At 70.7% G+C, this 21024-nt stretch carries 19 protein-coding genes and 1 pseudogene; 7 read left to right on the forward strand and 13 right to left on the reverse strand.

Going from position 1 to position 21024, the window contains the following annotated elements; genetic code table 11:
• Window positions 1-525: 525 nt before the first annotated feature.
• From AC6JA9_RS30210 to AC6JA9_RS30235, 6 genes and pseudogenes are all read right to left on the reverse strand, one after another.
• Window positions 526-744, reverse strand: a pseudogene (locus AC6JA9_RS30210) (Hpt domain-containing protein); the annotation flags it as partial.
• Window positions 741-2561 (reverse strand): methyl-accepting chemotaxis protein, encoded by a 1821-nt coding sequence (locus AC6JA9_RS30215; protein WP_497958224.1) that lies wholly within the window; start codon window positions 2559-2561, stop codon window positions 741-743. The gene AC6JA9_RS30215 and the pseudogene AC6JA9_RS30210, both read right to left, overlap by 4 nt.
• On the reverse strand, window positions 2558-4348 hold the full coding sequence (locus AC6JA9_RS30220; protein WP_223745497.1) for a methyl-accepting chemotaxis protein: 1791 nt from the start codon (window positions 4346-4348) through the stop codon (window positions 2558-2560). Before AC6JA9_RS30220 ends, AC6JA9_RS30215 begins: the two co-directional genes overlap by 4 nt.
• Window positions 4345-4716: a protein CrdC gene (locus tag AC6JA9_RS30225; protein WP_497958225.1), complete on the reverse strand. Its 372-nt coding sequence runs from the start codon at window positions 4714-4716 to the stop codon at window positions 4345-4347. Before AC6JA9_RS30225 ends, AC6JA9_RS30220 begins: the two co-directional genes overlap by 4 nt.
• A 3-nt stretch (window positions 4717-4719) precedes the next feature.
• A complete protein-coding gene (locus AC6JA9_RS30230) occupies window positions 4720-5154 on the reverse strand; it encodes a chemotaxis protein CheW (RefSeq protein ID WP_046715198.1) in 435 nt (144 codons plus the stop codon).
• A gap of 27 nt (window positions 5155-5181) precedes the next feature.
• On the reverse strand, window positions 5182-5934 hold the full coding sequence (locus AC6JA9_RS30235; protein ID WP_141332153.1) for an OmpA family protein: 753 nt from the start codon (window positions 5932-5934) through the stop codon (window positions 5182-5184).
• Window positions 5935-6153: 219 nt separating this feature from the next.
• Between AC6JA9_RS30235 and AC6JA9_RS30240 the strand changes: the two genes are divergently transcribed.
• Window positions 6154-7647: a sigma-54-dependent transcriptional regulator gene (locus tag AC6JA9_RS30240; RefSeq protein WP_497958226.1), complete on the forward strand. Its 1494-nt coding sequence runs from the start codon at window positions 6154-6156 to the stop codon at window positions 7645-7647.
• Window positions 7648-7712: 65 nt separating this feature from the next.
• On the opposite strand, the gene AC6JA9_RS30245 is transcribed toward AC6JA9_RS30240, so the two are convergent.
• On the reverse strand, window positions 7713-8804 hold the full coding sequence (locus tag AC6JA9_RS30245) for a response regulator transcription factor (RefSeq protein WP_223745494.1): 1092 nt from the start codon (window positions 8802-8804) through the stop codon (window positions 7713-7715).
• Between the two features lie 240 nt (window positions 8805-9044).
• Between AC6JA9_RS30245 and AC6JA9_RS30250 the strand changes: the two genes are divergently transcribed.
• Window positions 9045-9662 (forward strand): DUF6289 family protein, encoded by a 618-nt coding sequence (locus AC6JA9_RS30250; RefSeq protein ID WP_223745493.1) that lies wholly within the window; start codon window positions 9045-9047, stop codon window positions 9660-9662.
• A gap of 4 nt (window positions 9663-9666) precedes the next feature.
• On the opposite strand, the gene AC6JA9_RS30255 is transcribed toward AC6JA9_RS30250, so the two are convergent.
• The 3 genes from AC6JA9_RS30255 to AC6JA9_RS30265 all read right to left on the reverse strand — a co-directional run bounded on the left by AC6JA9_RS30255 (window position 9667) and on the right by AC6JA9_RS30265 (window position 12281).
• Window positions 9667-11061 carry a hypothetical protein gene (locus tag AC6JA9_RS30255; RefSeq protein ID WP_426745591.1) on the reverse strand — a complete coding sequence of 465 codons (1395 nt, stop codon included), beginning with the start codon at window positions 11059-11061 and terminating at the stop codon, window positions 9667-9669.
• Window positions 11062-11283: 222 nt separating this feature from the next.
• On the reverse strand, window positions 11284-11592 hold the full coding sequence (locus tag AC6JA9_RS30260) for an AzlD domain-containing protein (RefSeq protein WP_141330903.1): 309 nt from the start codon (window positions 11590-11592) through the stop codon (window positions 11284-11286).
• Entirely contained in the window at window positions 11589-12281 is a 693-nt protein-coding gene (locus tag AC6JA9_RS30265) for an AzlC family ABC transporter permease (RefSeq protein WP_223745490.1), read from the reverse strand. Before AC6JA9_RS30265 ends, AC6JA9_RS30260 begins: the two co-directional genes overlap by 4 nt.
• A 47-nt stretch (window positions 12282-12328) precedes the next feature.
• On the opposite strand from AC6JA9_RS30265, the gene AC6JA9_RS30270 reads away from it, so the two are divergent.
• Both AC6JA9_RS30270 and AC6JA9_RS30275 read left to right on the forward strand, forming a co-directional pair.
• Entirely contained in the window at window positions 12329-12901 is a 573-nt protein-coding gene (locus tag AC6JA9_RS30270; RefSeq protein WP_223782011.1) for a helix-turn-helix domain-containing protein, read from the forward strand.
• A gap of 77 nt (window positions 12902-12978) precedes the next feature.
• Window positions 12979-14493, forward strand: a complete 1515-nt coding sequence (locus AC6JA9_RS30275; RefSeq protein WP_497958227.1) for an Hsp70 family protein — start codon at window positions 12979-12981, stop codon at window positions 14491-14493.
• Between the two features lie 57 nt (window positions 14494-14550).
• On the opposite strand, the gene AC6JA9_RS30280 is transcribed toward AC6JA9_RS30275, so the two are convergent.
• Window positions 14551-15939, reverse strand: a complete 1389-nt coding sequence (locus tag AC6JA9_RS30280; RefSeq protein ID WP_497958228.1) for a neprosin family prolyl endopeptidase — start codon at window positions 15937-15939, stop codon at window positions 14551-14553.
• Window positions 15940-16190: 251 nt separating this feature from the next.
• Between AC6JA9_RS30280 and AC6JA9_RS30285 the strand changes: the two genes are divergently transcribed.
• Window positions 16191-16733, forward strand: a complete 543-nt coding sequence (locus tag AC6JA9_RS30285) for a hypothetical protein (protein ID WP_267700124.1) — start codon at window positions 16191-16193, stop codon at window positions 16731-16733.
• 57 nt (window positions 16734-16790) lie between these two features.
• Here AC6JA9_RS30285 and AC6JA9_RS30290 read toward each other — a convergent pair whose 3' ends face one another.
• Window positions 16791-17612 (reverse strand): alpha/beta fold hydrolase, encoded by an 822-nt coding sequence (locus tag AC6JA9_RS30290; protein ID WP_497958229.1) that lies wholly within the window; start codon window positions 17610-17612, stop codon window positions 16791-16793.
• A 181-nt stretch (window positions 17613-17793) separates the two neighbouring features.
• A complete protein-coding gene (locus AC6JA9_RS30295; protein WP_074955898.1) occupies window positions 17794-18468 on the reverse strand; it encodes an SOS response-associated peptidase in 675 nt (224 codons plus the stop codon).
• Window positions 18469-18645: 177 nt separating this feature from the next.
• Here AC6JA9_RS30295 and AC6JA9_RS30300 point away from each other — a divergent pair, with 177 nt between their 5' ends.
• Both AC6JA9_RS30300 and AC6JA9_RS30305 read left to right on the forward strand, forming a co-directional pair.
• A complete protein-coding gene (locus AC6JA9_RS30300; RefSeq protein ID WP_497958230.1) occupies window positions 18646-19365 on the forward strand; it encodes a hypothetical protein in 720 nt (239 codons plus the stop codon).
• Between the two features lie 108 nt (window positions 19366-19473).
• Window positions 19474-21009 (forward strand): MBL fold metallo-hydrolase, encoded by a 1536-nt coding sequence (locus tag AC6JA9_RS30305; RefSeq protein ID WP_497958231.1) that lies wholly within the window; start codon window positions 19474-19476, stop codon window positions 21007-21009.
• The last annotated feature ends 15 nt before the right edge of the window (window positions 21010-21024 follow it).

Consider the following 21024-nt stretch of genomic DNA (forward strand, 5'->3'; position numbering starts at 1 on the left):
TGCGGCATCAGAAGCGTAGCTCCCGCTTCTTTCTCGCCTGTCACTTCGGGTTGCGGCATCGGCCGCAGCGGCCACTTCCTTCCCGCTCCCGTCATTTCGGGACGCGGCGTCGGCAGCAGTTGCCCCACTCCTCCCTCTCCCATCGCTTCGCGAGGAAGAGTCGGCCGCGTGCCCCCAGCTCCGTGAGTCATCGTCACTTCGAGACGAGGAATGAGGACCAGAGGCCTCACCACCGACGTCGCCAGTCGCACCACGCGGCGCCCCGCCCCCCGACGCGGCGGCGACGGTCCGCGCCAACGACTCGGCCCCATCGACCCTCGCGCTCGAGGACTCCCCCGCGCCCTCTCCCGTCGGACCGTCCCGGGTCTCCGCGCGGGTACAGGCCTGGAGCCAGCCCACCAGCCGCACCACCTCGGGCGAGGACGCCGCGCCCGGCTGCGCCCCCGAGAGCAACAGCACCGCGTCGGCGGCGCTCAGGAGCGCATCCGCGGAGTCCGCGGACAAGGCATAGCGCCGGGGCTCCACGCAGCGGACGAGCTCCTCCATCTCGTGCACCAGCACGTTGATGTCGTCGAAGCCCATCATCCGGGCCTCGCCCTTGAGCCCGTGCAGCTCGCGCAGCGCACCCCGTCCCGCATCCGGGCTCGCCCCTGCTTCCAGCTCCATGAGCGCCCGGTTGATGCGCTCCAGGCGCACCGTCACCAGGTCCCGGAACTGCCTGAGCAGGCGCTCGCTCGGGTTCACCCGCCCTCCTCCCCTCGCAGCGTCTCCTGTCCAATCTGGAAGCGCTCCACCACCTCACTCAGGTCCCTCGCCAGCACGAGCAGGTCCGTGTTCGCGGTGCTCACCTGCTTGGTGGCGTTGAGGCTCTGCTGGGTGATGCGGAGGATGTCCGCCATCGTCTCCGCGAGCTGGTCGGTGCCCGTCTGCTGCTGCTGCGTGGCCAGCGAGATGCTCCGCACCGCGTCCGACGTCTTCCCCGCCAGCTTCGTGATCTGCCGCAGCGACTCCGACACCTGCTGCGCCAGCGTGGTCCCGGACTCCACCGCGCGCACGCCGCCCTCCGTCGCGGACACCGCCGCGGCCGAGGCCTCGCGCACCTCCTCGATGAGGCCTTCAATCTCCTTCGTGGACTCGAGCACGTTCTCCGCGAGCCTTCGCATCTCCGCGGCCACCAGCGAGAAGCCCCGCCCCACCTCCGCCGCCTTCGTCCCCTCCAGCTCCGCGTTCAGCGCCAGCAGGTCGGACTTGTCCGCCACGCCGTTGATGAACTCGACAATCTTGCCGATCTGCTGCACGCGCTTGTTCAGCCGCACCACCGAGGAGGCGATGGCGACGTTGTCCTGCTTCATGCGCTCCATCGAGCCCAGGAAGGACTCCGCGCTGCGCTGGCCCTGCTGCGCCGCGCCCAGCGTGCGCTGGGCAATCTGCGCCACCGAGCCCGCGTTCTCGGCGATCTGCCGCGCCGAGCGCGCCAGCTCCTCCGTCGTCGCGCTCGTCTGGTCCAGGGAGCTGGCCTGCTCGGTCGCGCCCACCTCGTAGCGTCCGGAGGTGGTGAGGATCTCCTCCGTCGTCGCCGAAATCTGCGCCCCGGCGCGCTGGAGCTGGGACATCACGTCCGCCAGGTGCGTCCGCATGGTGGTGAAGGCCGCGGACACGTCCCAGATTTCATCCTCCGTCGGCACCACGCGAGGGCTGGCCAGGTCTCCCTCGGCGATGCGCCGCGCCTCGCTCGACAGCTCCCGCAGGGGCCGCCCCAGCAGCGTGCCGCCCAGGTACGCGGTGGTCAGCGCCAGCGCGAAGACGAGCAGCACCAGCGGCCCGCCCGACACGAGCGCCTCCACGCGAAGCCGCGAGGCCAGCTCCGCGCTCGGCGCAGCATGCGCCATGAGCTGCCGCAGCGCACGCTCTCCCAGCGCAGAGGAGAGCTGCACGGACAACACCGCCGGCGTCACCACGGAGATGAAGGCGAACGCCACCAGCCGCGCGCGAATCTCCGCCCGCCTCGGCATCGCCGCGATGAGCTGGCCGTGCGTCATGCCCAGCTCCGCCAGCCACAGCACCACCTTGCGCGAGCGCAGGATGACCAGGCAGTGCACCAGCAGCGCCGTCAGCGGACCGAACAAGAGCCCCAACCCGGCGATGCGCCGCGCCGCGTCCGCGTCCACGCCCGCCGTCCACCACACCGCGAAGCCCAACAGGGGCGTGGTGAACAGCCACAGCCCCAGCGAGCGCAGGAACGCCTCGTCCGGCCAGCGCGTCACCTCCGTCACCGCGGCCTTCAAGACCTCCGGCGTCGGAGCCACCCGCCCGAGCTCCAGCGCCCGCACCGTGCGCAGCCGCGCGAGCGACACCCACGCGCCCAGGATGATGGCCACCGCCCCCATCCCGCACGCCCACCGGACGAACAGGTCCATCCGGCCCGCCATCCCCGGCGCGTCGGAGAGCGTGAGCCACGCGTAGTGCAGCCCGAACACCACGCCGACCAGGTTGGTCAGCGGCACGGGCAGCATCAGATGACGGGTGAAGGACGTCCGCCTGGAGCTCGCGCGCGGGCTCATGCGTCCTCCCCGGCCACCACGTGGAAGCGCTCCACCACGCGCTTCAAATCCCTCGCCAGCGTGGACAGGTCCGCGTTGGCCACCGCCATCTGCTTGGTGGCCGCCGAGTTCTGCTCGGTGACGCGCAGGATGTCCCCCATCGCCGCGGCGAGCTGGTCGGTGCCCGTCTGCTGCTGCTGCGTGGCCAGCGAGATGCTGCGCACCGCGTGGGACGTCTGCCGCGCCAGCTCCAGGATGAGGCTCAGGCTCTCGTCCACCTCGGCCGCCAGCACCGTGCCCGCGTCCATGGCCTTCAGCCCCGCCTCCGTCGCCATCACCGCCGCGTTCGTCGCGTCGCGGATCTCCTCGATGAGGCCCTCAATCTCCTTCGTGGAGCGGATGACGTTCTCCGCGAGCCTGCGCATCTCCGCGGCCACCAGCGAGAAGCCCCGCCCCACCTCGCCTGCCTTCGTCCCCTCCAGCTCCGCGTTGAGCGCCAGCAGGTCGGACTTGTCGGCGATCTCGTTGATGAACTCCACCACCTTGCCAATCTGCTGCACGCGCTTGTTGAGCCGCACCACCGCGTCCGCGATGGCCTGGTTGTCCTGCTTCATGCGCTGCATGGCGCCCAGGAAGGCGGCCGCGCCGCGCTGGCCCGTCTGCGCGGCGGAGAACGTCGACTCGGCGATGGTGGACACCGACTCCGCGTTGCCGGCGATCTGCTGCGCCGAGCGCGCCAGCTCCTCCGTCGTCGCGCTCGTCACGTTGAGCGAGCTGGCCTGCTCGTCGGCGCCCGCCTCCTGCTCACCGGACGTCGCCACCAGCTGCTCGGTGGTGGTGGATATCTGAAGGCCCGCGCGGCGCAGCTGGGTGAGCGCCTGGCCGAGCTGCGCCTGCATCTGCGCGAAGGCCGCCGAGGTGGCCCACACCTCGTCCTCCGCGGGGATGACGCGCGGAGGACGCAGGTCTCCCTGGGCGATGCGGGTGGCCTCCTCGGTGATGGCGCGCAGCGGCCCCGCGATGACGGTGCCGCCCAGGTGCGCCGTCAACAGCACCAGCACCGCCACCAGCCCCGCGACGGCCAACCCCCGCTCGTCGTCCACCCGCCGCACCGCCATGTCCCGCTCCTGGGGCGACTTCGCACGCACCACCTCGTCCATGGCCCGCGAGGTGCCGGTGACGGTGGCGTCGAGGATGAAGAGCGAGGGGGTGAGCACCGCGATGGCGGTGAAGAGCACCATGTGCCGGCGCATGTGCAGCCGCCGGGGGGGCGCCGCCGCCACCACGTCCAGCGGGGACAGCCCCCGGGCCGCCACCAGCTCCACCGCCCGACGACAGCGCCGAATCACCAGCAGGTAGATGAGCAGCGCCGTCAGCGAGCCCAGACACGCGCCCACCAGGACGATTCGCGGCGCGAGCCCCAGCGACGCGTCCGTCCAGGGGATGAAGATGAACGCCACCACCAGCGCGCCCAACAACCAGCTGCGCAGCGCGAAGGAGAAGACCCTGTCGGGGAAGGCCCGGGCCTCCAGCAGCGCCTGGCGCAGGTGCTCGGCGGAGGCGGGCAGCGCCCCCTCCCCCACCGCGTGCAGCACCCGCAGCGAGCGCCGCGCGTTGAGCCGCACCAGCCACAAGGACAGCGCCGTCACCACCACCACCAGCCCCAGGAAGCGCAGCCACGCCTCCCGGGGCAGCGCATCCGTCAGCAACCCGTGCAAGAGCGCCAGGCAGATGCCCACCGTGCTCGCCGGCATCACCGGCCGCGCCACCCAGAGCGCCAGCCCCCGCACGTCCGAAGGCCCCGTCACGCCGCGCCCCCCATCCGCCGCCGGAGCAACCGCTCGAAGTCCGCCAGCCCCAACAAGGGCCAGAGCACCCCGCGCGCCAGCACGAAGCCGCGCAGACACCCACCCGACGCGCTCACCGCCACCGGCGGCGCGGTCAGCAGCGGGTGCGCCTCCGCCTCGATTTCGAGCGCGTCCACGCCCACCGCCCCGCCCGACGTCGCCACCAGCACGCGCGAGGCGCCCGCGGACGCCTGGAAGGCCAGCCGGGCCGAGGCCGCGTCCTCCTCCCCCGGCGAGGTGATGGAGAGCACCTCATGGGCCAGGAACGCGAGCCGATGCGGGCCCGCGTGACACAACAACATGCCCCGCACGGGGCCTGCCGGGGCCATGACTCAGGCGCCCTGGCTGAGGTGGTCGAAGAGCCCTTCGGGGTCGATGACGGCCACATCCCGGGGGCCGCTCTTGGCGGGGCCTCTCAGGTGGACCTGGACGCCCGCGGAGCCCAGGGGCTCGAGCGCTCCCGTCACCGGGGAGACGCCGGCCACCGTGGTCGCCGTCAGGGCGAGGGTGCCGCGCGGCAGCCGCACGAGGACGGCCCGCCGCGAGGACTGGCTGGCGCCGCCCACCAGCAGGCCCATGTCCACCACCGGGATGACCTCTCCCCGGTGGGCGAACACACCCAGCAGGTGGGCTGGAGCCCCCGGTACCCGCGTGAGCTCGGGGAAGGTGACGACCTCCGCCGCGCTGTCCGCGGGTACCGCGTACCAGCTGCTACCGCAGGCGAAGACGAGATAGGACTGACGCGCTTCCGGCTCGTGGACGGCCATGTGGCGCCAAGCCTACCTCAGCCTCCACTAGCGCTGGAACTCGACCCGGCGGTTCTCGCTCCACGCCTCTTCGGAGGAGGCGTTGTTCACCGGGCGCGTCTCACCGTAGCCCACCGTCGTGACGGTGTTGGACTTGATGCCCAGGTCCGTCAGGTAGCGCTTGACGGCCGCCGCGCGGCGGTTGGAGAGCTGGAGGTTGTACTCCTCCGTGCCGCGCTCGTCGGCGTGGCCCGCCAGGGTCAGCTTGCCCGCCTGGCCCGTCTTCAGGCAGTTGGCCAGGTCCGACAGGCGCTGCTGGGCCTCGGAGTCCAGCGAGGACTCGTTGAAGCCGAAGCGGATGGGGCTCCAGTCGCACTTGTCCGCGGAGGCCGTCACGCAGCGGCCGGCGCTGCACTCCTGGCCGTCACCGCAGTCGGAGTTGGACGCGCACGTGTCCGTGGGGACCTGGCAGCGGCCGCCCTGGCACTTGCCACCGGAGGGGCACGAGGAGTCGTCCTTGCACTGGGCCTCGGCGCACTTGCCGGCCTCGCAGATGCGGCCGTCACCGCACTGGTTGTCGACGGTGCACTCGGGCGGCTTGGGCGCGCACTTGTTGCCCTGGCAGGAGAAGCCCTCCTTGCAGTTGGCGTCGGTCGCGCACTCCTGGCACGTGCCCTGGACACAGACCTCGCCCTTCTCGGAGCAGGTCGAGTCGTCCTTGCAGTTGGGGTAGCTGGGGGGGCAGCCGGTCAGCACGGCCATGGCGAGGCCGAGACCCGCCCACAGAGAAATCCGACGCATCATTCCTCCCGAAATCATTGAAACGAAAGAAGCACCCGCAGGGGACGGGTAGTCGGGTCGCGTGTAGTCTCAGTCGCCGGGGTGAGTCAAAGCTTTTGTCCCTTTCGAGACACCCCTCCGCGCCCCGAAACCCTTGAATGTCCAAATATTTTCCGTGAGATTGTCGCTGTTGCCCGGGAGCGGCCGCGTGACGTGGTCCCCGGGCCGGGAGCGCCCCGCATGCCCGCATCCGTGCTCATCGTCGATGACGAGAAGAACATCCTGCTGACCCTGAGCCAGTCGTTGCAGCTTGCGGGATATCAGACACATCTGGCGGCCAGCGGGCAGGTGGCGCTCGACGTGGTGAGCGCGCGGCCGGTGGACGCGGTGTTGATGGACGTGAAGATGCCGGACATGGATGGGCTGACGGCGCTCGCCCGGCTCACGGAGCTGCGGCCCGAGCTGCCCGTCATCATGATGTCGGGGCACGGCACCATCGACACGGCGGTGAAGGCGACGCAGCTGGGGGCGCGCGACTTCCTGGAGAAGCCCATCGCGCGGGAGCGGCTGCTGGTCGCGCTGCGCAACGTGCTCAAGCACCAGGCGGCGATGGAGGAGCTGCGCGAGCTGCGCGAGCAGCTGGGGCGCTACGACATGGTGGGCAGCGGCCCGGCCATGCAGCGCATCTTCTCGCTCATCCAGCGCACGGCGCCGTCCGAGGGGCGGGTGCTCATCACCGGTGAGAACGGCACGGGCAAGGAGCTCATCGCCCGGGCGCTGCACCAGAACTCGCGGCGCAAGGCCTCGCCGTTCGTGAAGCTCAACTGCGCGGCGGTGCCGCACGAGCTCATCGAGAGCGAGCTGTTCGGCCACGAGAAGGGCGCGTTCACGGGGGCGGTGAGCGTGCGCCGCGGCAAGTTCGAGCTGGCGCACGAGGGGACCTTGTTCCTCGACGAGATTGGCGACATGCCGCCGGCCATGCAGGCCAAGCTGCTCAGGGTCCTCCAGGAGGGGGAGCTGGAGCGGGTGGGCGGCGCGGAGACGCTCAAGGTGGACGTGCGCGTCATCGCCGCGACGAACAAGAACCTGGAGCAGGAGATTGGCGCGGGGCGCTTCCGCGAGGATTTGTACTACCGCATCAACGTCGTGCAGATTCACTCGCCGCCCCTGCGTGAGCGGCGCGAGGACCTGCCGGACCTCATCGGCACCTTCCTGCGCGAGGCCTGCGCGAAGAACGGGCGGCGGCCGTTGACGCTGTCCCCGGACGCGCTGGCGGTGATGAGCGCCTACGACTACCCCGGCAACGTGCGCGAGCTGCGCAACCTGGTCGAGCGGCTGGCCATCCTGTGCGAGGGCCCCGTCGTCACGCGCGCGGACGCGCTGGAGCTGCTGCCCCGGGGACGCGGCGTCGTGCCGCCTCCGATGGAGACGGTGGCCGCGCCGGCGCCCACGCTGGACTCGGCCGTGGTGGCCGCGGCGAGCACGCCCGCGCACGCGCTGGTGGCGCCCCCTCCCCCGACGTCGGCACCGGCCACCGTGGTGGGCTTCAAGCCCCGCGCGGACAAGACCTTCCGCGAGCAGGTGGAGGACGCCGAGCGGGAGATCATCCTCTACGTGCTGGCCCATACCCACGACAACGTCACGGAGGCCGCCCGGCTCCTGGACCTGGAGCGGGGCCACTTCTACAAGAAGATGAAGGCCCTGGGCCTCCGGCGCGGCCAATCCGAGACGTAACCCCAAGCGTCGTCACAAATGTTTCAGCGCCACCATGCTGAAACATTTTCAAACACACTGTTGTCTCAAGCCCCTCGCGCGACGCCTTGGGGCCCCGCGGACATGCCCACGAGTTGGGCGATGAACTCGCGGCGGCTGCGGACCCTGGCCTTGGTGAAGATGGCCTTCAGGTGGTCCTGCACCGTCGCCGGGGTGATGGCCAGCGTCCGCGCGATGGTGTCCGTGGTGTGCCCCTGGGCCACCAGGATGGCCACGTCCTGCTCACGGGCCGTCAGCCCCAGGCTCATCAGGGCCATGGGCAACACCTCCGCGGGCGTGGCGGGCGCCACGACGATGGCGACCTGCCCGTCCGGACGCCCCTCCAGCAGGGACGCATGCAGCGTGAGCCACTGCCCCGTGCGCGTCCTCACCCTGGAGCGCGACGGCACGTCCCTGCGCCCCGCCGCGCCCAGGCCCCGGGCATGCTCGGCCACGGTGATGACCCCGGACGGCACCCCCGTCGACGACGGTGACGTCTCCGCGAGCTCCGCCAGCACCGCCTCCGCCCTCGGGTCCGCCGACATCAACTGCCCCCGGGGCCCCAGCACCGCGATGCCCGGCAGCGGCTGCCCCTCCCCCTTCGGCACCGTGCCCTGGTACGAGCGCCACAACATCTGCCCGATGTGCGCGGAGAAGCGCTCCATCATCCCCAGCTCCCGCTCCGTGTAGGGCCCCCGGTCCGTCGCGCGGAGGAACGTCGCCGCGCCCCAACACCCCGAGGGCAAGTCGAAGTTCACCCGAAGCTCGTCCCCGAAGCCGAAGGGCGCGATGAGCTCGCGGTAGCGCGCGCTCTCGTCGAGCTTCTCCCCCGCCGCCCTCCGCAACGAGCCCACCCGCTGCCCGGACGCCCGCAGCCCCGCGAACGTCAAGGGCTCCGGCGCCCACAACTCCAGATACGCCGCCCGCTCGAACCCCCGCGGGTCCAGGTTCTCCATCACCGTCGACGTCACCAGCCCCGTCGCCGGGTCCGTGCCATGCCAACAACTCGCATCCACTCCCAGGGGCTCGCGAAGCAAGACATTCAGCCGCGTGAACAACTCCCCCAAGGGGAGCTCCGCTTCGGACAGCTCACGCAAGGCGCCCAACAACTCTCGCTCCATCCGGGAACGCGTCACCATTCCCTGACAATATCCAGCCCAGACAAGAATTCCCCACTTTTCTGGGATAGACGCGCCCGACGGGGCCAACGCACCCTGTCGGCAATCCCTGTCCCTCGTGGAGGAGCCGTGCGCAATCACCCCCGTGGTCGCGTGACGATTCGCGTTGTCGCCCGGAGTGCGACCTTGGCGCTCTGCGCGTCTGTCCCCGCGGATGTGAGCCCCCTGACAGTCCTGCATCAACAACAACAGCAATACTGCATGAAGCCAGCCATCGGGACTCCCGGCGGCAATGTCAGCGCCGCGCCTTGTCATGCCTCGGGGCTCGACTGGGAATTCGAGCCGGTGCGGGGAACCCAGGCCCACCGGGAGCGCATCCGGAATGGAAGTTTCTGTCTGGGTGCTCGCGGGCGACGTCTGGTCTCCGCGCCCTGTGATGACAGTCTCGAGCAGCAATGGGTCATCACCCCGTTCGAGACACCCGGCGCCCCTCCGCCTCCGGGGTTCCGGGGCATCCAGCTGAAGAGCGCCGCGACGGGGGAATGCGTGGAGGGGGCGCCGGAGCCCGTGGGAGGGGCGCGCATCCGCCTCCACCCGGAATGTCAGCCGCACCCCTCGCAGCAATGGAACGTCCATCGCTCGGTGTTCGAGCGGCTCCTCGTGGAAGCGCCCCCCGAGGCCCCCCGCGCCCCGCGACGAGCACTCCTGGCGTCCGGCCAGAGCGAGCGCCTCCAGTTCTACGCGGACGAGGGCCGCACCCTCCTGGTGGGATGGCGCGGCAGGGATTGCCTCGGTGCCCAGACATCCTGGGGCGTGTCGTCCCCCCATGAGACGCGCGTGACGGCCCCCTGCCCACGCGAGGCAGGGGCCCTGGAGTGACGGCTCAGAGCGGGTCGGCCGTCGCGCAGCTCGGCGACGCGCTCTCCGCCACCTGACGCGTCAAGGACTTGCGGCTCGCGTCGGTGAACGGGGACACGCCCATCACCAGACACGTCCGGTAGAGCAGCGCCTTGCTCGCGGGGAAGGCGTCGATGGCCGTGCTGAAGTCGTTGTTGAAGTACACCGAGGTGAACGCCGAGCCGTAGAACGGGCTGGAGCCCCAGGCGAACTTCTTGCCCGTCACGCCCGTGGCCGCGTTGAGCCCGCTGTACTGCGCGGACTGGAACGGCCACTCGCCCGCGGAGAAGCCGTCGCTCAGCAGCGCCCGCCCCGTGGCGGCCTTCGTCGCGCCGTTGTTGGTGCTGTAGCCGCCGTAGACCAGCCCCGCGTCCTGGCCCAGCTTCAGCTCGACCAGGCCCAGCTCGTACAACACGCCCGTGCCCGAGTGGCGCGCGAGCAGCGCGTGGTACTTGCGCGTGGCGCCGATGGGCTCGTTCCACGTCCAGTTCGCCTGGGTGGTCAGCACACCCGCCACCGGTGCCTGCGTGGTGAAGTGGTTGCGCGTGTCGCCCCACTGCACGTTGCTCAGCGGCGCCTGCGGGTCGGCGTCCGCGAACTCGACGACACCGTAGGGGCCTCGCATGTCGAACGAGAGCTGCCCCGCCGTCGCCTCGCCCAGGTCCAGCCGGATGTCCAGGCGCGGGAAGTCGACGCCCTTCTGGAAGACCCAGCGCAGGGTGAGCGGCACCAGGAACTTCTGGTGGGACGCGGTGGCGGCCGGCGTCGCCGCGGTGACGTCCGCCATGGCCACCCGGGTGCCCCACTTCGGATAGGTCGTCGTGAAGGTGTGGCTGGCGGAGGTGCTCGCCGGGAGGATGGACGAGGGGACACCCCGCACCGCGAAGCCATACCCGAGCGGCGAGTCGTCCTCGCCGTTCAGCCCCGCGATGGTGCCGGACGCGCCGTTGTCGAACTGGCGGTACAGCTCATGGCCCACGAAGTAGCCGAAGCCGCGCTCGCCGCCGCCCGTGCCATCCACCGTCACCGTGCGCCAGTCGGCGCCCGCGGCGACCTGATAGGTCATCTGGACCGCGTACCCGCCATTGCCCGCGGCGGTCTGCCGCTTCAGCGACAACGTCCTCGGGCGCCCCTTCGAGTCCGTCCACGTGTAGCGGTCCACGTCGACGCCCCCCACCACGGCGGACTCGCGAGAGACACCGTCCCCCTGCTCGAAGGCGGGCACCTCGGGCCCCGCGTCCGGGGTGCCCGCGTCCGGCGTCCCCGCGTCACCACCGCCGGCATCCGGGCTGCCCGCATCGTCCTTCGAGTCACTGGAGCCGCAGGCACACAGACACAGCGCCGTCGCCAGGAGCGTCACCTCGAGCCACCGCTGATTCATTCGCATCCATCGCGGTTATCACGCCTCGCGGAGCGTCGACATCCGCCGACCGGGACGTGAAGAAATACACGCAGCGCCCGAAGGAATCCCGCCCTCGACGTTGCGCGCGGCGCCCGTCTTCGAGGGCAGCCTGACGCCCTACCCCAAGACCTACAACCAGAGCACCTGTCCCTGAACCTCACGCGCTTCGAGCACGGCTGACCTCGGCCCTGCTCGAAGTGCTCACGGCACGCCGAGCAGGCGCAGCCCCGCCGCGGTCGCCGCCGCGGCCACCACCACCGCGATGAAGGGCAGCCGCAGACACGCGAGCACCGCGCCGACGAGCACCCCCGTCGGCCGGGCCCACCCGGCGAGGCCTCCCTGTGCCAGCAGCGTCGACGTGGCCACGAGCGCCGCCAGCATCGCGATGGTCGCCAGCGCCATCCGCTCCTGCACCCGCGCCGACAGCTTCAGCCGCTCGCTCAACAGCGGCCCCGCCACGCGAAAGCCATACGTCCCCAGGGCCAGCACCAGAATCGGCAGCAAGGTCATCGCAGCGCCACTCCCACGGCGAGAATCGACAGAATCACCGGCAGCCCCATGGGCAGCCACGGCGTCAGCACCAACGCGATGAGCGCGCCCACCAGCGCCACCTGGCGCGCCTTCGCCGCCCGCTCCCTCGCGCCCGCCTCCGCGTCCTGCTCCCGGGGCGGCAACAGCGAGGGCAACAGCAGCGCGACCATGCACGCGGGGAACGCCGCGTCGAGCCCCAGCGACTCGGAGCTGCCCACCACGCGCCCCGCCCAGCCGCCCAGCACCACGCCCGTGTTCCACCCCACGAACAACATGCCGCCGCACAACCAGTAGGCCGCCCGACGCCGTCCCGGCTCCCGCTGGGACAGGGCGAAGGCCACCGACTCGTCCACCATCAGGTGCGCGCCCAGCAGCCGCGTGGACCACCGCTTCCCCAACAGGTCCGCCACCGCCAACCCGAAGGGCAGATGCCGCGCGTTGAGCAACAGCCCCGCGACCACCGCCGCCGCCGGACTGCCCCCCGCCGCCACCATCCCCACCACCACGAACTGCGCGCCGCCCGCGAACACCACCACCGACATGAACAGCGCCATCCACACCGACATCCCCGCCGCCACCGCCAGCGCCCCGAACGACACCCCCACCACGCCCGACGCCAGCGCCACCGCCCCCACGTCCCGCACCAACACCCGGTCCACGTTCGCCATGCATCTCAATCTGGACAGAAGCCGCCCGTTCGTCAATAAGAACGACCATGCCGGTAAAACGAACACCCAAGCCCCCTCGTCCGCTGGACGCCATCGCCGTTGCCCTGCGCCGGGAGCGTGAGCGCGCGGACATGTCCCTGTCGGAGCTCGCGCGCCGCGCGGACATCTCCAAGTCCACGCTGTCGCAGCTGGAGTCGGGCGCCGGCAACCCGAGCATCGAGACGCTCTGGGCCCTGGCCGTGGCGCTGGGGGTGCCCTTCAGCCGGCTGGTGGACCCGCCCGCTCGTGAGGTGCGCGTCATCCGCGCGGGCGAGGGCGCCGCCATCCGCTCCGAGCAGGCCCACTTCACCGGCATCATGCTGTCCGCCTGCCCGCCCGGCGCACGACGGGACCTCTACGTCATCACCCTGGAGCCCGGCTCCGCCCGCCACGCCCAGGCCCACATCCCCGGCAGCGTCGAGCACCTCATCGTCAGCAAGGGTCGGCTGCGCGCGGGCCCCTCGGACCACCCGGTGGAGCTGGCCCCGGGCGACTACGCCACCTTCCCCGGCGACGTGCCCCACCTCTACGAGGCCCTCGCCCCCCACACCGTCGCCGTCATGGTGATGGAGCACGTGTAGGCGGGTGAACCGCGACTCCGAATCCCTGGAATCTCGGAGCTGAACCGCCGGGCCAGACATGGGAGACTCCGGGGCGCATGAGTACGGCCCCCATCCTCGGAATCGACTTCGGGACCACCAACACGTCGGCGGCCTTCTTCGACAAGGCGGGCAAGCTGCGGCTGGTGCCGGTGACGGACAAGAGCTTCACGCTGCCCTCGGTGGTGTGGTTCCACGCGGCGGACAAGGCCATCGTCGGCCACGCGGCCCGGCGGCAGATCATCGACGACCCGCGGCACACCGTGTTCGGTGCCAAGCGCTTCCTGGGCCGTCGCTACCAGTCCGAGTACGTCACCCAGCACAAGGACAAGTACGCCTTCGAGCTGGTGGAGGCGCCGGACGGGTACACCGCGGTGACGATGTACGGCAAGCAGACGTCGCTGACGGACGTCACCCACCTGGTCATCAAGCAGATCCTCACCCTGGCCACGCACACGGCCGGCGAGCCCTTCAAGGAGTGCGTGCTCACGGTGCCCGCGCACGCGAGCATCCGCCAGCGCGAGGCGGTGCGGCAGGCCGCCGAGATGTGCGGCCTCAACGTGCGCGCCATCATCAACGAGCCGACGGCGGCGGCGCTCTACTACGCCAACCTGCGCAACCCCGAGCAGACGGTGATGGTTTTCGACCTGGGCGGCGGCACGTTCGACGCCACGCTGCTCGCGGTGCAGAACCGGGTGGTGAAGGTGCTCGCGACGGGCGGCGACGCGTTCCTGGGCGGCGCCAACTTCGACGAGCGCATCGTGGAGCTGCTGGTGGCGGACTTCCAGCGCCAGCACGGGTTGGACCTGCGCGGCAACCAGGTGGTGATGCAGCGGCTGGTCTTCGCCGCCGAGTCCGCGAAGATGGCGCTCAGCACGCGCGAGTCCACGGTGCTCCGCGTCCCCTGCATCGCGCAGAAGGACGGCGGGTTCATCGACTTCGACTACACGCTGACGCGCAAGCAGTTGGAGGAGATGGTGTTCCAGCTCATCGAGCGCACCGCGTCCGCGTGCGACGACGTGCTGGAGCGCGCCAGGCTCAAGGCGGAGCACATCGACGAGCTGGTGCTGGTGGGCGGCCAGACGCGCATGCCCGTCATCCGGCAGCGCTTCTCCCACTTCAAGCGGCTGTCCTCCGACAAGGAGGTCAACCCGGAGCTGGGCGTGGCGGTGGGCGCGGCCATCCTCGGGCGCAACCTGGCGCGCGGAATCACGGGCCTGTCGGACGTGGTGCCCATGCCCATCGGCATCATGGTGCCCGGCGGCGCCCAGCACGAGGTCATCCCCGCCAACACCCCCGTGCCCGCGACGAAGTCCGTGACGCTGGAGCTGCCCCTCATCCCCGGCCCCATCTCCGTCGCCCTGTTCGAGTCGCTCGACACCACCACCGTGGACCGAGAGCTGCTCGGCACCGTGCGCATCGACCTGGACTGGCGCACCACGCACAAGGGGCCCACCACCCTGGAGCTGCGCATGGGCCAGGACTTCGTCCTCGCCGCGGCCCTCGTCTCGCCCCAGGGCACCCGCCACCCGCTGCCGATTACCGATTTGCGCGCCCCCAAGCGCGCGTCCTGAGCCAGCCCGGGCGGGGAGCAGCTGACCCCGCCTCCCACCCGGCGCTGACGACGTGGGCTACGTGCAGTTGCCGTTGTAGCCGGGGCCTCCGAAGTAGAAGTACCGGCCCCAGCCGCCCGGGTTGCTGGACTGGCTGATGTCGTAGCAGTTGCTGTCGTTGCGCCACGCGCTCAGCGAGGTGGGCTCACGATAGACATTGCCCGTGTCCACATAGAGGATGTTGCGGGTGTACGCGGCGTGGCTCCAGCCCGCGCCCGGGTACGCGCCGCTGCCCATGTCCGTGGACGTGTGGAGGTTGAGGTTGCGGTTGTCGATGATTTCGCCGCCGAAATCGATGACGTCCGCCCGGTCCGCCAGGCCCGCCGCGTCGAAGCGCGCGCGCGGGTAGTAGCCCACCCACGTGTCCTGGAACTTCAGCCACCAGGCGCCCGTGGTGCCGTCCTTGTACCACATCAACTTGAACTCGTACTGGGCGCCACCGGCGACGCTGTAGTTGTCGAAGCCTCCGCCGATGAAGACGGACGTGTTCGTCTGCACGAACGCACCACAGCTCAGGTTGTAGCAACCCCCGCTGCCGTAGTTGTCCGGCGTGAAGTAGATGAAGAGGCGCGCGCGGTCATCACCGTAGAGGTCGCGATAGCGCTGCCAGCCGACCTCCACCGTCTCCAGCGACGCGCCCGAGCCGCGCACCACCCACATCTGCGACAGGCTGAACTCGCTGCTCAGCTCCGTGTACGGGCTCCACAGGTTGAAGATGGCCTCCGCGCCCATGTTGTTCACCCACTGGGACGTGTGCGCGTACTGGTGCAGGTCCGTGGGGCCCGCGCGCAGGGACGGCGTGGGCGCCTGCTCGGAGCGCCGCTTGCCCGTCTCCACGGAGACGTTGCCCGTCAGGTGGCTGGGAATCTTGCGGCGGAAGTCGTCCAGCGACTCGAAGCGCTTGAGCGTGTCGAGCGTCACCTTGACGATGGGCACGCTGCCTTCCGGGCAGCGCCTGCGCGCGCCCGTGGCGTCCAGCTCGTCCGCGCGGCCCTCCAGCGTCGCGGGCTCGGCGCGCCACTTCGCCGCGAGCGAGTCCCCCGGCGCCACCGGCCGCTCCGGACGCGCGATGGGCTCGGTGCCCGGCGCCAGTTGGATGCGGTGGTTCTCCATGCCCGGCTGACGCAGCGCGGGCTGCGCGTACAGCGGCACGCAGTCGATGGCCTCGCCGCCGCGACTGGTGAAGCGATGCACCACGTCCTTCTCGTCATAGAGCGACTCGGCGTAGGCCTTCATCCGGGCCAGCTCCGCCGTGTCCCGCACGCGCTCAACCAGCGCCGTGCTTCCCGTGGCCTCGGGGGCGGCGACCTCGGGCTCCGCGACACCTCCGCACGCCAGCGCGCCCAGCATCACTCCCGACACCGAGCCCAGACGCCAGCCACGCGACGACCTTCGCTGCTCGTTCATGCAATGCCCCTCTTGGTTGGTGCAATGCCCGGCCTGTTTCGTGGCGAGGCATGGAATGAACGCCTGTCATGGAATCCTTCGTTTGGAGCCTTTCATGTCTCACGAGGGGAGGTGCGGATACGCAGGAGGAGGAACGGCGGGATGGGAAGATTGGCGCGGGACTGGAGTCCGAGCCGGGGCTGAGTGTCGGGGCTTGGACATCCGTCCCGAGGACGTCAGCCGCACGGGGCGTCCCAGCCAGACTCGGGACCATGACCTCTCTCAATCCCTTGCATCGTGTCGTGGTGGCGGTGGTCCTGGCGGTGGCGGCACTCTGGGCCTGTGGTGACGAGCCCAAGGCGGCGTCTCGAATAGAGGCCGCCGCGTCCACGGATGCACCGGCGTGCGCCTTCGTCGACAACACGCCGCCCGACGTCGCCCGGCAGTTGGAGGGCGCGGTGCTGACGCCGCTCGGGGCCGCGCGAAACCACGAGGAGGACGGGAAGAGAATCTCCACCCTCTCCGTCCGCGTGGAGTTTCCCACCGCCTCGCACTCGGCCTCGAACGTGCCTCCCGTCGTGATTCCCGGAGGCGAGGGGACCATCATCTGCACGGGGACCTGCACGGGCGGGAACGGGTGCCCTCCTCCCACGGGTTGCGTCGCCGTTCCGACGGGATGCTCGCAGCTCAACTGCGGCTTCTGCGACGGGGGCTGCTCCAAGACGACGATCTTCATCCCGTCCGATGCCGGCACCTCCGATGCGGGAGCGTCGGACTCGGGCACTCCGGACGCGGGGCCGCCGAACCTCCAGTAGTCGCAGGCTCGCGCCGCGCGTCGACAGGGACGGCGCGGCGCGGGCGGACGCCTCCGCTCAGGCGCCTTCCGCGCGCGAAATGAGCTCCTGGACCATGGGCTCCAGCCAGGCACCGCGCTCGATGATGTTCATGTGCGTGGTGTTGGGCAGCACGGCCAGCTTCGAGCCGGGGATGAGGCGGTACATCTCCGCCGCGTGCTCCAGGCGGGTGAAGTCGTTGTCGCCGAGCGCGAGCAGCACCGGCGCGCGAATGCCGTTGAGCTGCGCCGTGCTCCAGCCCTTCCACTCGGTCAGCAGGGTGTTCAGTCGGGCCAGCACGGACTCGAAGCTGGACGGGTCCGGGTTGTACTTGTCGAAGTTCGCCTTCCACGACACGAAGTCCGCCTCGGTGGGAAGGAGCGGAATCAGCTCGGGCGAGGGCACGTGCGTCGGGTCTCGCTGCATCTTCACCAGCTCGGGCAGCATGCCCTCGAGCGTGTACGTGACGCTCAGGAGCGTGGCGCTGGCCACGACCTCGGGATGGTGGACGCACACGCCCGTGGCGATCATCCCGCCCAGGCTGTGGCCCAGCAGGTGGGCCCGCTTCACGCCGAGGTGCGCGAGCACGCCCACGACGTCCTTCACCATGCGCTCCAGCTGGATGGGGCCCGGCCTGTCTCCCGTGTGGCCATGCCCCTGCATCTCCATGGCGATGACGGGGCGGCTCCGGGCGAAGCGCGGGAGCAGGTCCTTCGTGAAGGCCGTCTCGATGGCCAGCATTCCGCCCGGCAGCAGGACGAGCGGCGTCTTGCCTCCTTCGAGCGAGCCTCCGTGGACCTCGAAATAGACCTTCAGGTCGTCGACGGTGGCGTAGCCACCCTGCTGCGGCTTCGTGTTCATGGCGTGTCCCCGGCAAGAGAGTCCAAGACTCGCGACACACGCGGCCCCGGCCCCCAGGATGAAACGGCGGCTGAGACCTTCCCGACCCCGGTCCTTCATCGCGAATCCTCCGATGTGTTCGACTTCAGGAGGCGAACGAACGGAGCCCGCGCATTTCGACAGGGGATTTATTTTCCCGCGGCTACGCGGCCACCCGCTCCACGCAGGCAGGCACGTCGTTCGTGGGGGAGTTGACCACGCGCGCCACCTCGTAGGCGTCCAGGCCGTCGTCCGCCACGGGCACCAGCAGGGGCAGCAGGACGGAGGACTCCTGGGGCTCGGGGCGCAGCCACACCTCCTGGGCCGGGGGCGGCAGGATGACGGGCATCCGGTCGTGGATGGGCGCCATCAACGCGTTGGGGCTGGTGGTGATGATGGTGCAGGTGCGCAGCACCTCGCCGGTGTCCTGCGCCGTCCACTCCTCCCACAGCCCCGCGAGCGCCAGGGGCTTGCCGTCCGCGCGGTGGAAGTAGAAGGGCGTCTTCGGCTTCGTGGACTGCTTCCACTCGAACCAGCCATCCACCAGCACCAGGCAGCGACGGCGCTTGAGCGCGCTGCGGAAGCTGGGCTTCTCCGCCACCGTCTCCCCGCGCGCGTTGATGAGCTTGTTGCCGATGCTCGCGTCCTTCGCCCACGAGGGGATGAGCCCCCAGCGGAAGGCGTCCAGCATCCGCGCTCCGTCATTGGGCACCACGGGCATCAGCTGCGTGGGCGCCAGGTTGAAGCGGGGGCGGTCCACCGCCATGCGAATGCCGGCGAGGCCCAGCTCCACCACGAGCTGATCAGGAGAGGTCCGAACGGTGACACGGCCGCACATGGGTGGGGAGTATCACCTCGTCCGGAGGCGGACCCAAGCAACTCATGCGTGGCACCGGCGCTCGCTCGCCGTCCGGCGGTGCGCGCGGGGCCCGGGAATGAACGTTCGTCCTCGAGTCACCAGAAGAAGCGCATCGGGGCGACACGGGCCGGGGGGCTTGAACTACATACGCGGGCCATGACCCGCCTGACCCGCCTGTCCGTCTGCGTCGCCGCCTCGCTCGTCGCCTGCACCGAGCGCACCGCCACTCCCGCCGGGCCCCTGGACGCGGGGGCTCCCGCCTCGGCGGTGGCACCCTCCCAGCCTGTCGTCCCCGACTCCCCTCCCGTCGCTCCCGGTACGGCGGGGGGCGCGGTGGACCTGGCCGACGCGGGCACGCATGACGCGGGCCCGGGTGACGCAGGAGAGCTCGCGCGGGCCTCGGGTGGCACGGACTGCTCCGCGGCGAAGCTGAAGGCCTCCACGAAGGCCGCGCCGAAGCCGCCCCTGCCTCCCGCCGTGGAGAGCATGCGCACCCGCATCATCGCCGCCGCGCGGGCGTGTGACTACGCGGAGCTGGGCAGGCTGGTGGACGAGAAGGGCAAGAGCGTGCGCTTCAGCTTCGGCCCCGACGAGGACGCGGTGGCGTTCTGGAAGCAGGAGGAGGCGAAGGGCGAGCCTACCCTCGCGCGCATCGTCCAGGTGCTGGAGCTGCCCTACGCCCAGGAGGGAGACCTCTACTACTGGCCCTCCGTGCACATCACCGGCTTCAAGACGGAGAAGGACGTGAAGATGCTCGCCGGCGTCTACCCGAAGGCCGACCTCGAGAGCATGCGCAAGGAGCTGGGCAGCTACCTGGGCCTGCGCGTCGGCATCGACAAGGACGGGGACTGGCAGCTCGCGGTCGCGGGCGACTGAGCCCGGCGCTCCACCACTCGCCGCTCCGGGCGCGCACTTCGCCGCGCCCGTCCCGCCATTGGCTGCAACGGCACCGGGAGCCCACGGGCGCCTCGGCATCCTGGGGGCATGAGACGAACCACTCCGCTGCTCGTGCTCCTCGGCCTGTTCCTCGCGTCCTCCGCCCTCGCGGCCGAGGACGCCGCGCGTGCCCACCTGCGGGCCTCGCTGGAGGCCATGGGGGGCGAAGCGAAGCTCCAGGCCCTCTCCGCGCTGCGCATCCAGGGCATCGGCCACTGGAACCTGATGGAGCAGTCCGAGCGCCCTGCCCCACCGTGGCTCGTCAGCTACGAGCAGGTCGACGAGGTGCGCGACCTGCGACAGCGTCGGCTGCGGATGAAGACCGAGGGCCGTGGCTCCCCGGGGCTCGAGGACTGGCAGGGCGCGACGATGGTGCTGTCCGACGGTGTGGTGATGATGGAGCGCGGCGGTCAGCGACGTCCCGCGGGAGGGGCCCAGTTGCAGGACCTGAACGAGCGGCTCGACTTCGCGCCCGAGCGCATTCTCTTCACCGCGCTGGCCGCGCCGGAGCTGCGCGCGCTGGCGGACACCCGGCTGCAGGACGTGCCGCACCACGTGGTGGCGTTCCGCCATGGCCACGCGCGGGTGAAGCTGTATCTCAACGCGCGGACGCGGCTGCCCACGATGGTGGAGACGCTGGACGCGCACCCGTCGGACTTCTTCTGGAGTGTCTGGGGTGATGTGACGACGCGGTTGTTCTTCCAGGCGTGGTCCCTGGAGCCGGGCGGGCTGCGCCATCCGCGCCACTGGGAGTGGGAGCGCAAGGGGCAGGCCTACCACAGCTTCACCGTGACGCGGCTGGAGCTGGCTCCGAAGGTCTCCGAGGAGGACTTCGCCATTCCCGAGGACGTGAAGAAGGGCTTCGCGGCGCGGGGGCGGATGACCGCGGATGACCTGCCGCTGGGTCGCCCCGACCGTCCGGCCGTCGAGCTGGCGCCGGGCGTCGTGCATCTGCCTGGCGCGTGGGATGTCACGCTGGTGAAGCAGGACGATGGGCTCGTCATCATCGAGGCGCCCATCTCCTCGGGCTACTCGGCGCGAATCCTGGAGGAGGCCCAGCGTCGCTTCCCGGGCGTCAAGGTGAAGGCGGTGGTGTCCACGAGCGATGCATGGCCTCACGTGGGCGGGGTCCGGGAGTACGCCGCGCGCGGCATCCCGCTTCACGTGCTGGACCTCAACCGGCCGCTCCTGCAGGGGGTGCTCACGGCGCCTCGGACCCTCGCGCCGGACGCGCTCGCCCGTGCGCCTCGGGCCGCCTCGCTGGTCAACGTGGGGCAACGCGTGAAGCTCGGCGCCGGGAGGAACCGGTTGGAGCTGGTCCCCGTGCGCACGGAGACCGGGGAGCGGATGCTCTTCGTCGCGCTTCCCGAGCACCGGCTGCTCTACACCAGCGACCTGGTCCAGCCTCGCCCGGACGGGACTTTCTTCAACGTGCAGCAGGTCTCCGAGACGATGGAGGTCATCGCGCGTGAGCGGCTGGAGGTGGCCCGTGTCTTCGGCATGCACCTGGGCGCCACGGACGTGTCCGCGCTCGCGGCCGCGGTGGAGAAGCAGAACGCCGTGGTCTCCGAGGTGAAGCCCTGAAGTGAGGCGCGTGTG

The sequence above is a fragment of the Myxococcus sp. MH1 genome (assembly GCF_059738865.1).

Coding starts and splice junctions, on each gene's coding strand:
- AC6JA9_RS30230 (WP_046715198.1), bottom strand. CDS start 5,154: ATGGCCGTCCACGAGCCGGAAGCGCGTCAGTCCTATCTCGTCTTCGCC.
- AC6JA9_RS30235 (WP_141332153.1), bottom strand. CDS start 5,934: ATGCGTCGGATTTCTCTGTGGGCGGGTCTCGGCCTCGCCATGGCCGTG.
- AC6JA9_RS30240 (WP_497958226.1), top strand. CDS start 6,154: ATGCCCGCATCCGTGCTCATCGTCGATGACGAGAAGAACATCCTGCTG.
- AC6JA9_RS30250 (WP_223745493.1), top strand. CDS start 9,045: ATGAAGCCAGCCATCGGGACTCCCGGCGGCAATGTCAGCGCCGCGCCT.
- AC6JA9_RS30295 (WP_074955898.1), bottom strand. CDS start 18,468: ATGTGCGGCCGTGTCACCGTTCGGACCTCTCCTGATCAGCTCGTGGTG.
- AC6JA9_RS30300 (WP_497958230.1), top strand. CDS start 18,646: ATGACCCGCCTGACCCGCCTGTCCGTCTGCGTCGCCGCCTCGCTCGTC.
- AC6JA9_RS30225 (WP_497958225.1), bottom strand. CDS start 4,716: ATGGCCCCGGCAGGCCCCGTGCGGGGCATGTTGTTGTGTCACGCGGGC.
- AC6JA9_RS30290 (WP_497958229.1), bottom strand. CDS start 17,612: ATGAACACGAAGCCGCAGCAGGGTGGCTACGCCACCGTCGACGACCTG.
- AC6JA9_RS30245 (WP_223745494.1), bottom strand. CDS start 8,804: ATGGTGACGCGTTCCCGGATGGAGCGAGAGTTGTTGGGCGCCTTGCGT.
- AC6JA9_RS30255 (WP_426745591.1), bottom strand. CDS start 11,061: ATGAATCAGCGGTGGCTCGAGGTGACGCTCCTGGCGACGGCGCTGTGT.
- AC6JA9_RS30285 (WP_267700124.1), top strand. CDS start 16,191: ATGACCTCTCTCAATCCCTTGCATCGTGTCGTGGTGGCGGTGGTCCTG.
- AC6JA9_RS30270 (WP_223782011.1), top strand. CDS start 12,329: ATGCCGGTAAAACGAACACCCAAGCCCCCTCGTCCGCTGGACGCCATC.
- AC6JA9_RS30280 (WP_497958228.1), bottom strand. CDS start 15,939: ATGAACGAGCAGCGAAGGTCGTCGCGTGGCTGGCGTCTGGGCTCGGTG.
- AC6JA9_RS30305 (WP_497958231.1), top strand. CDS start 19,474: ATGAGACGAACCACTCCGCTGCTCGTGCTCCTCGGCCTGTTCCTCGCG.
- AC6JA9_RS30275 (WP_497958227.1), top strand. CDS start 12,979: ATGAGTACGGCCCCCATCCTCGGAATCGACTTCGGGACCACCAACACG.
- AC6JA9_RS30215 (WP_497958224.1), bottom strand. CDS start 2,561: ATGAGCCCGCGCGCGAGCTCCAGGCGGACGTCCTTCACCCGTCATCTG.
- AC6JA9_RS30265 (WP_223745490.1), bottom strand. CDS start 12,281: ATGGCGAACGTGGACCGGGTGTTGGTGCGGGACGTGGGGGCGGTGGCG.
- AC6JA9_RS30260 (WP_141330903.1), bottom strand. CDS start 11,592: ATGACCTTGCTGCCGATTCTGGTGCTGGCCCTGGGGACGTATGGCTTT.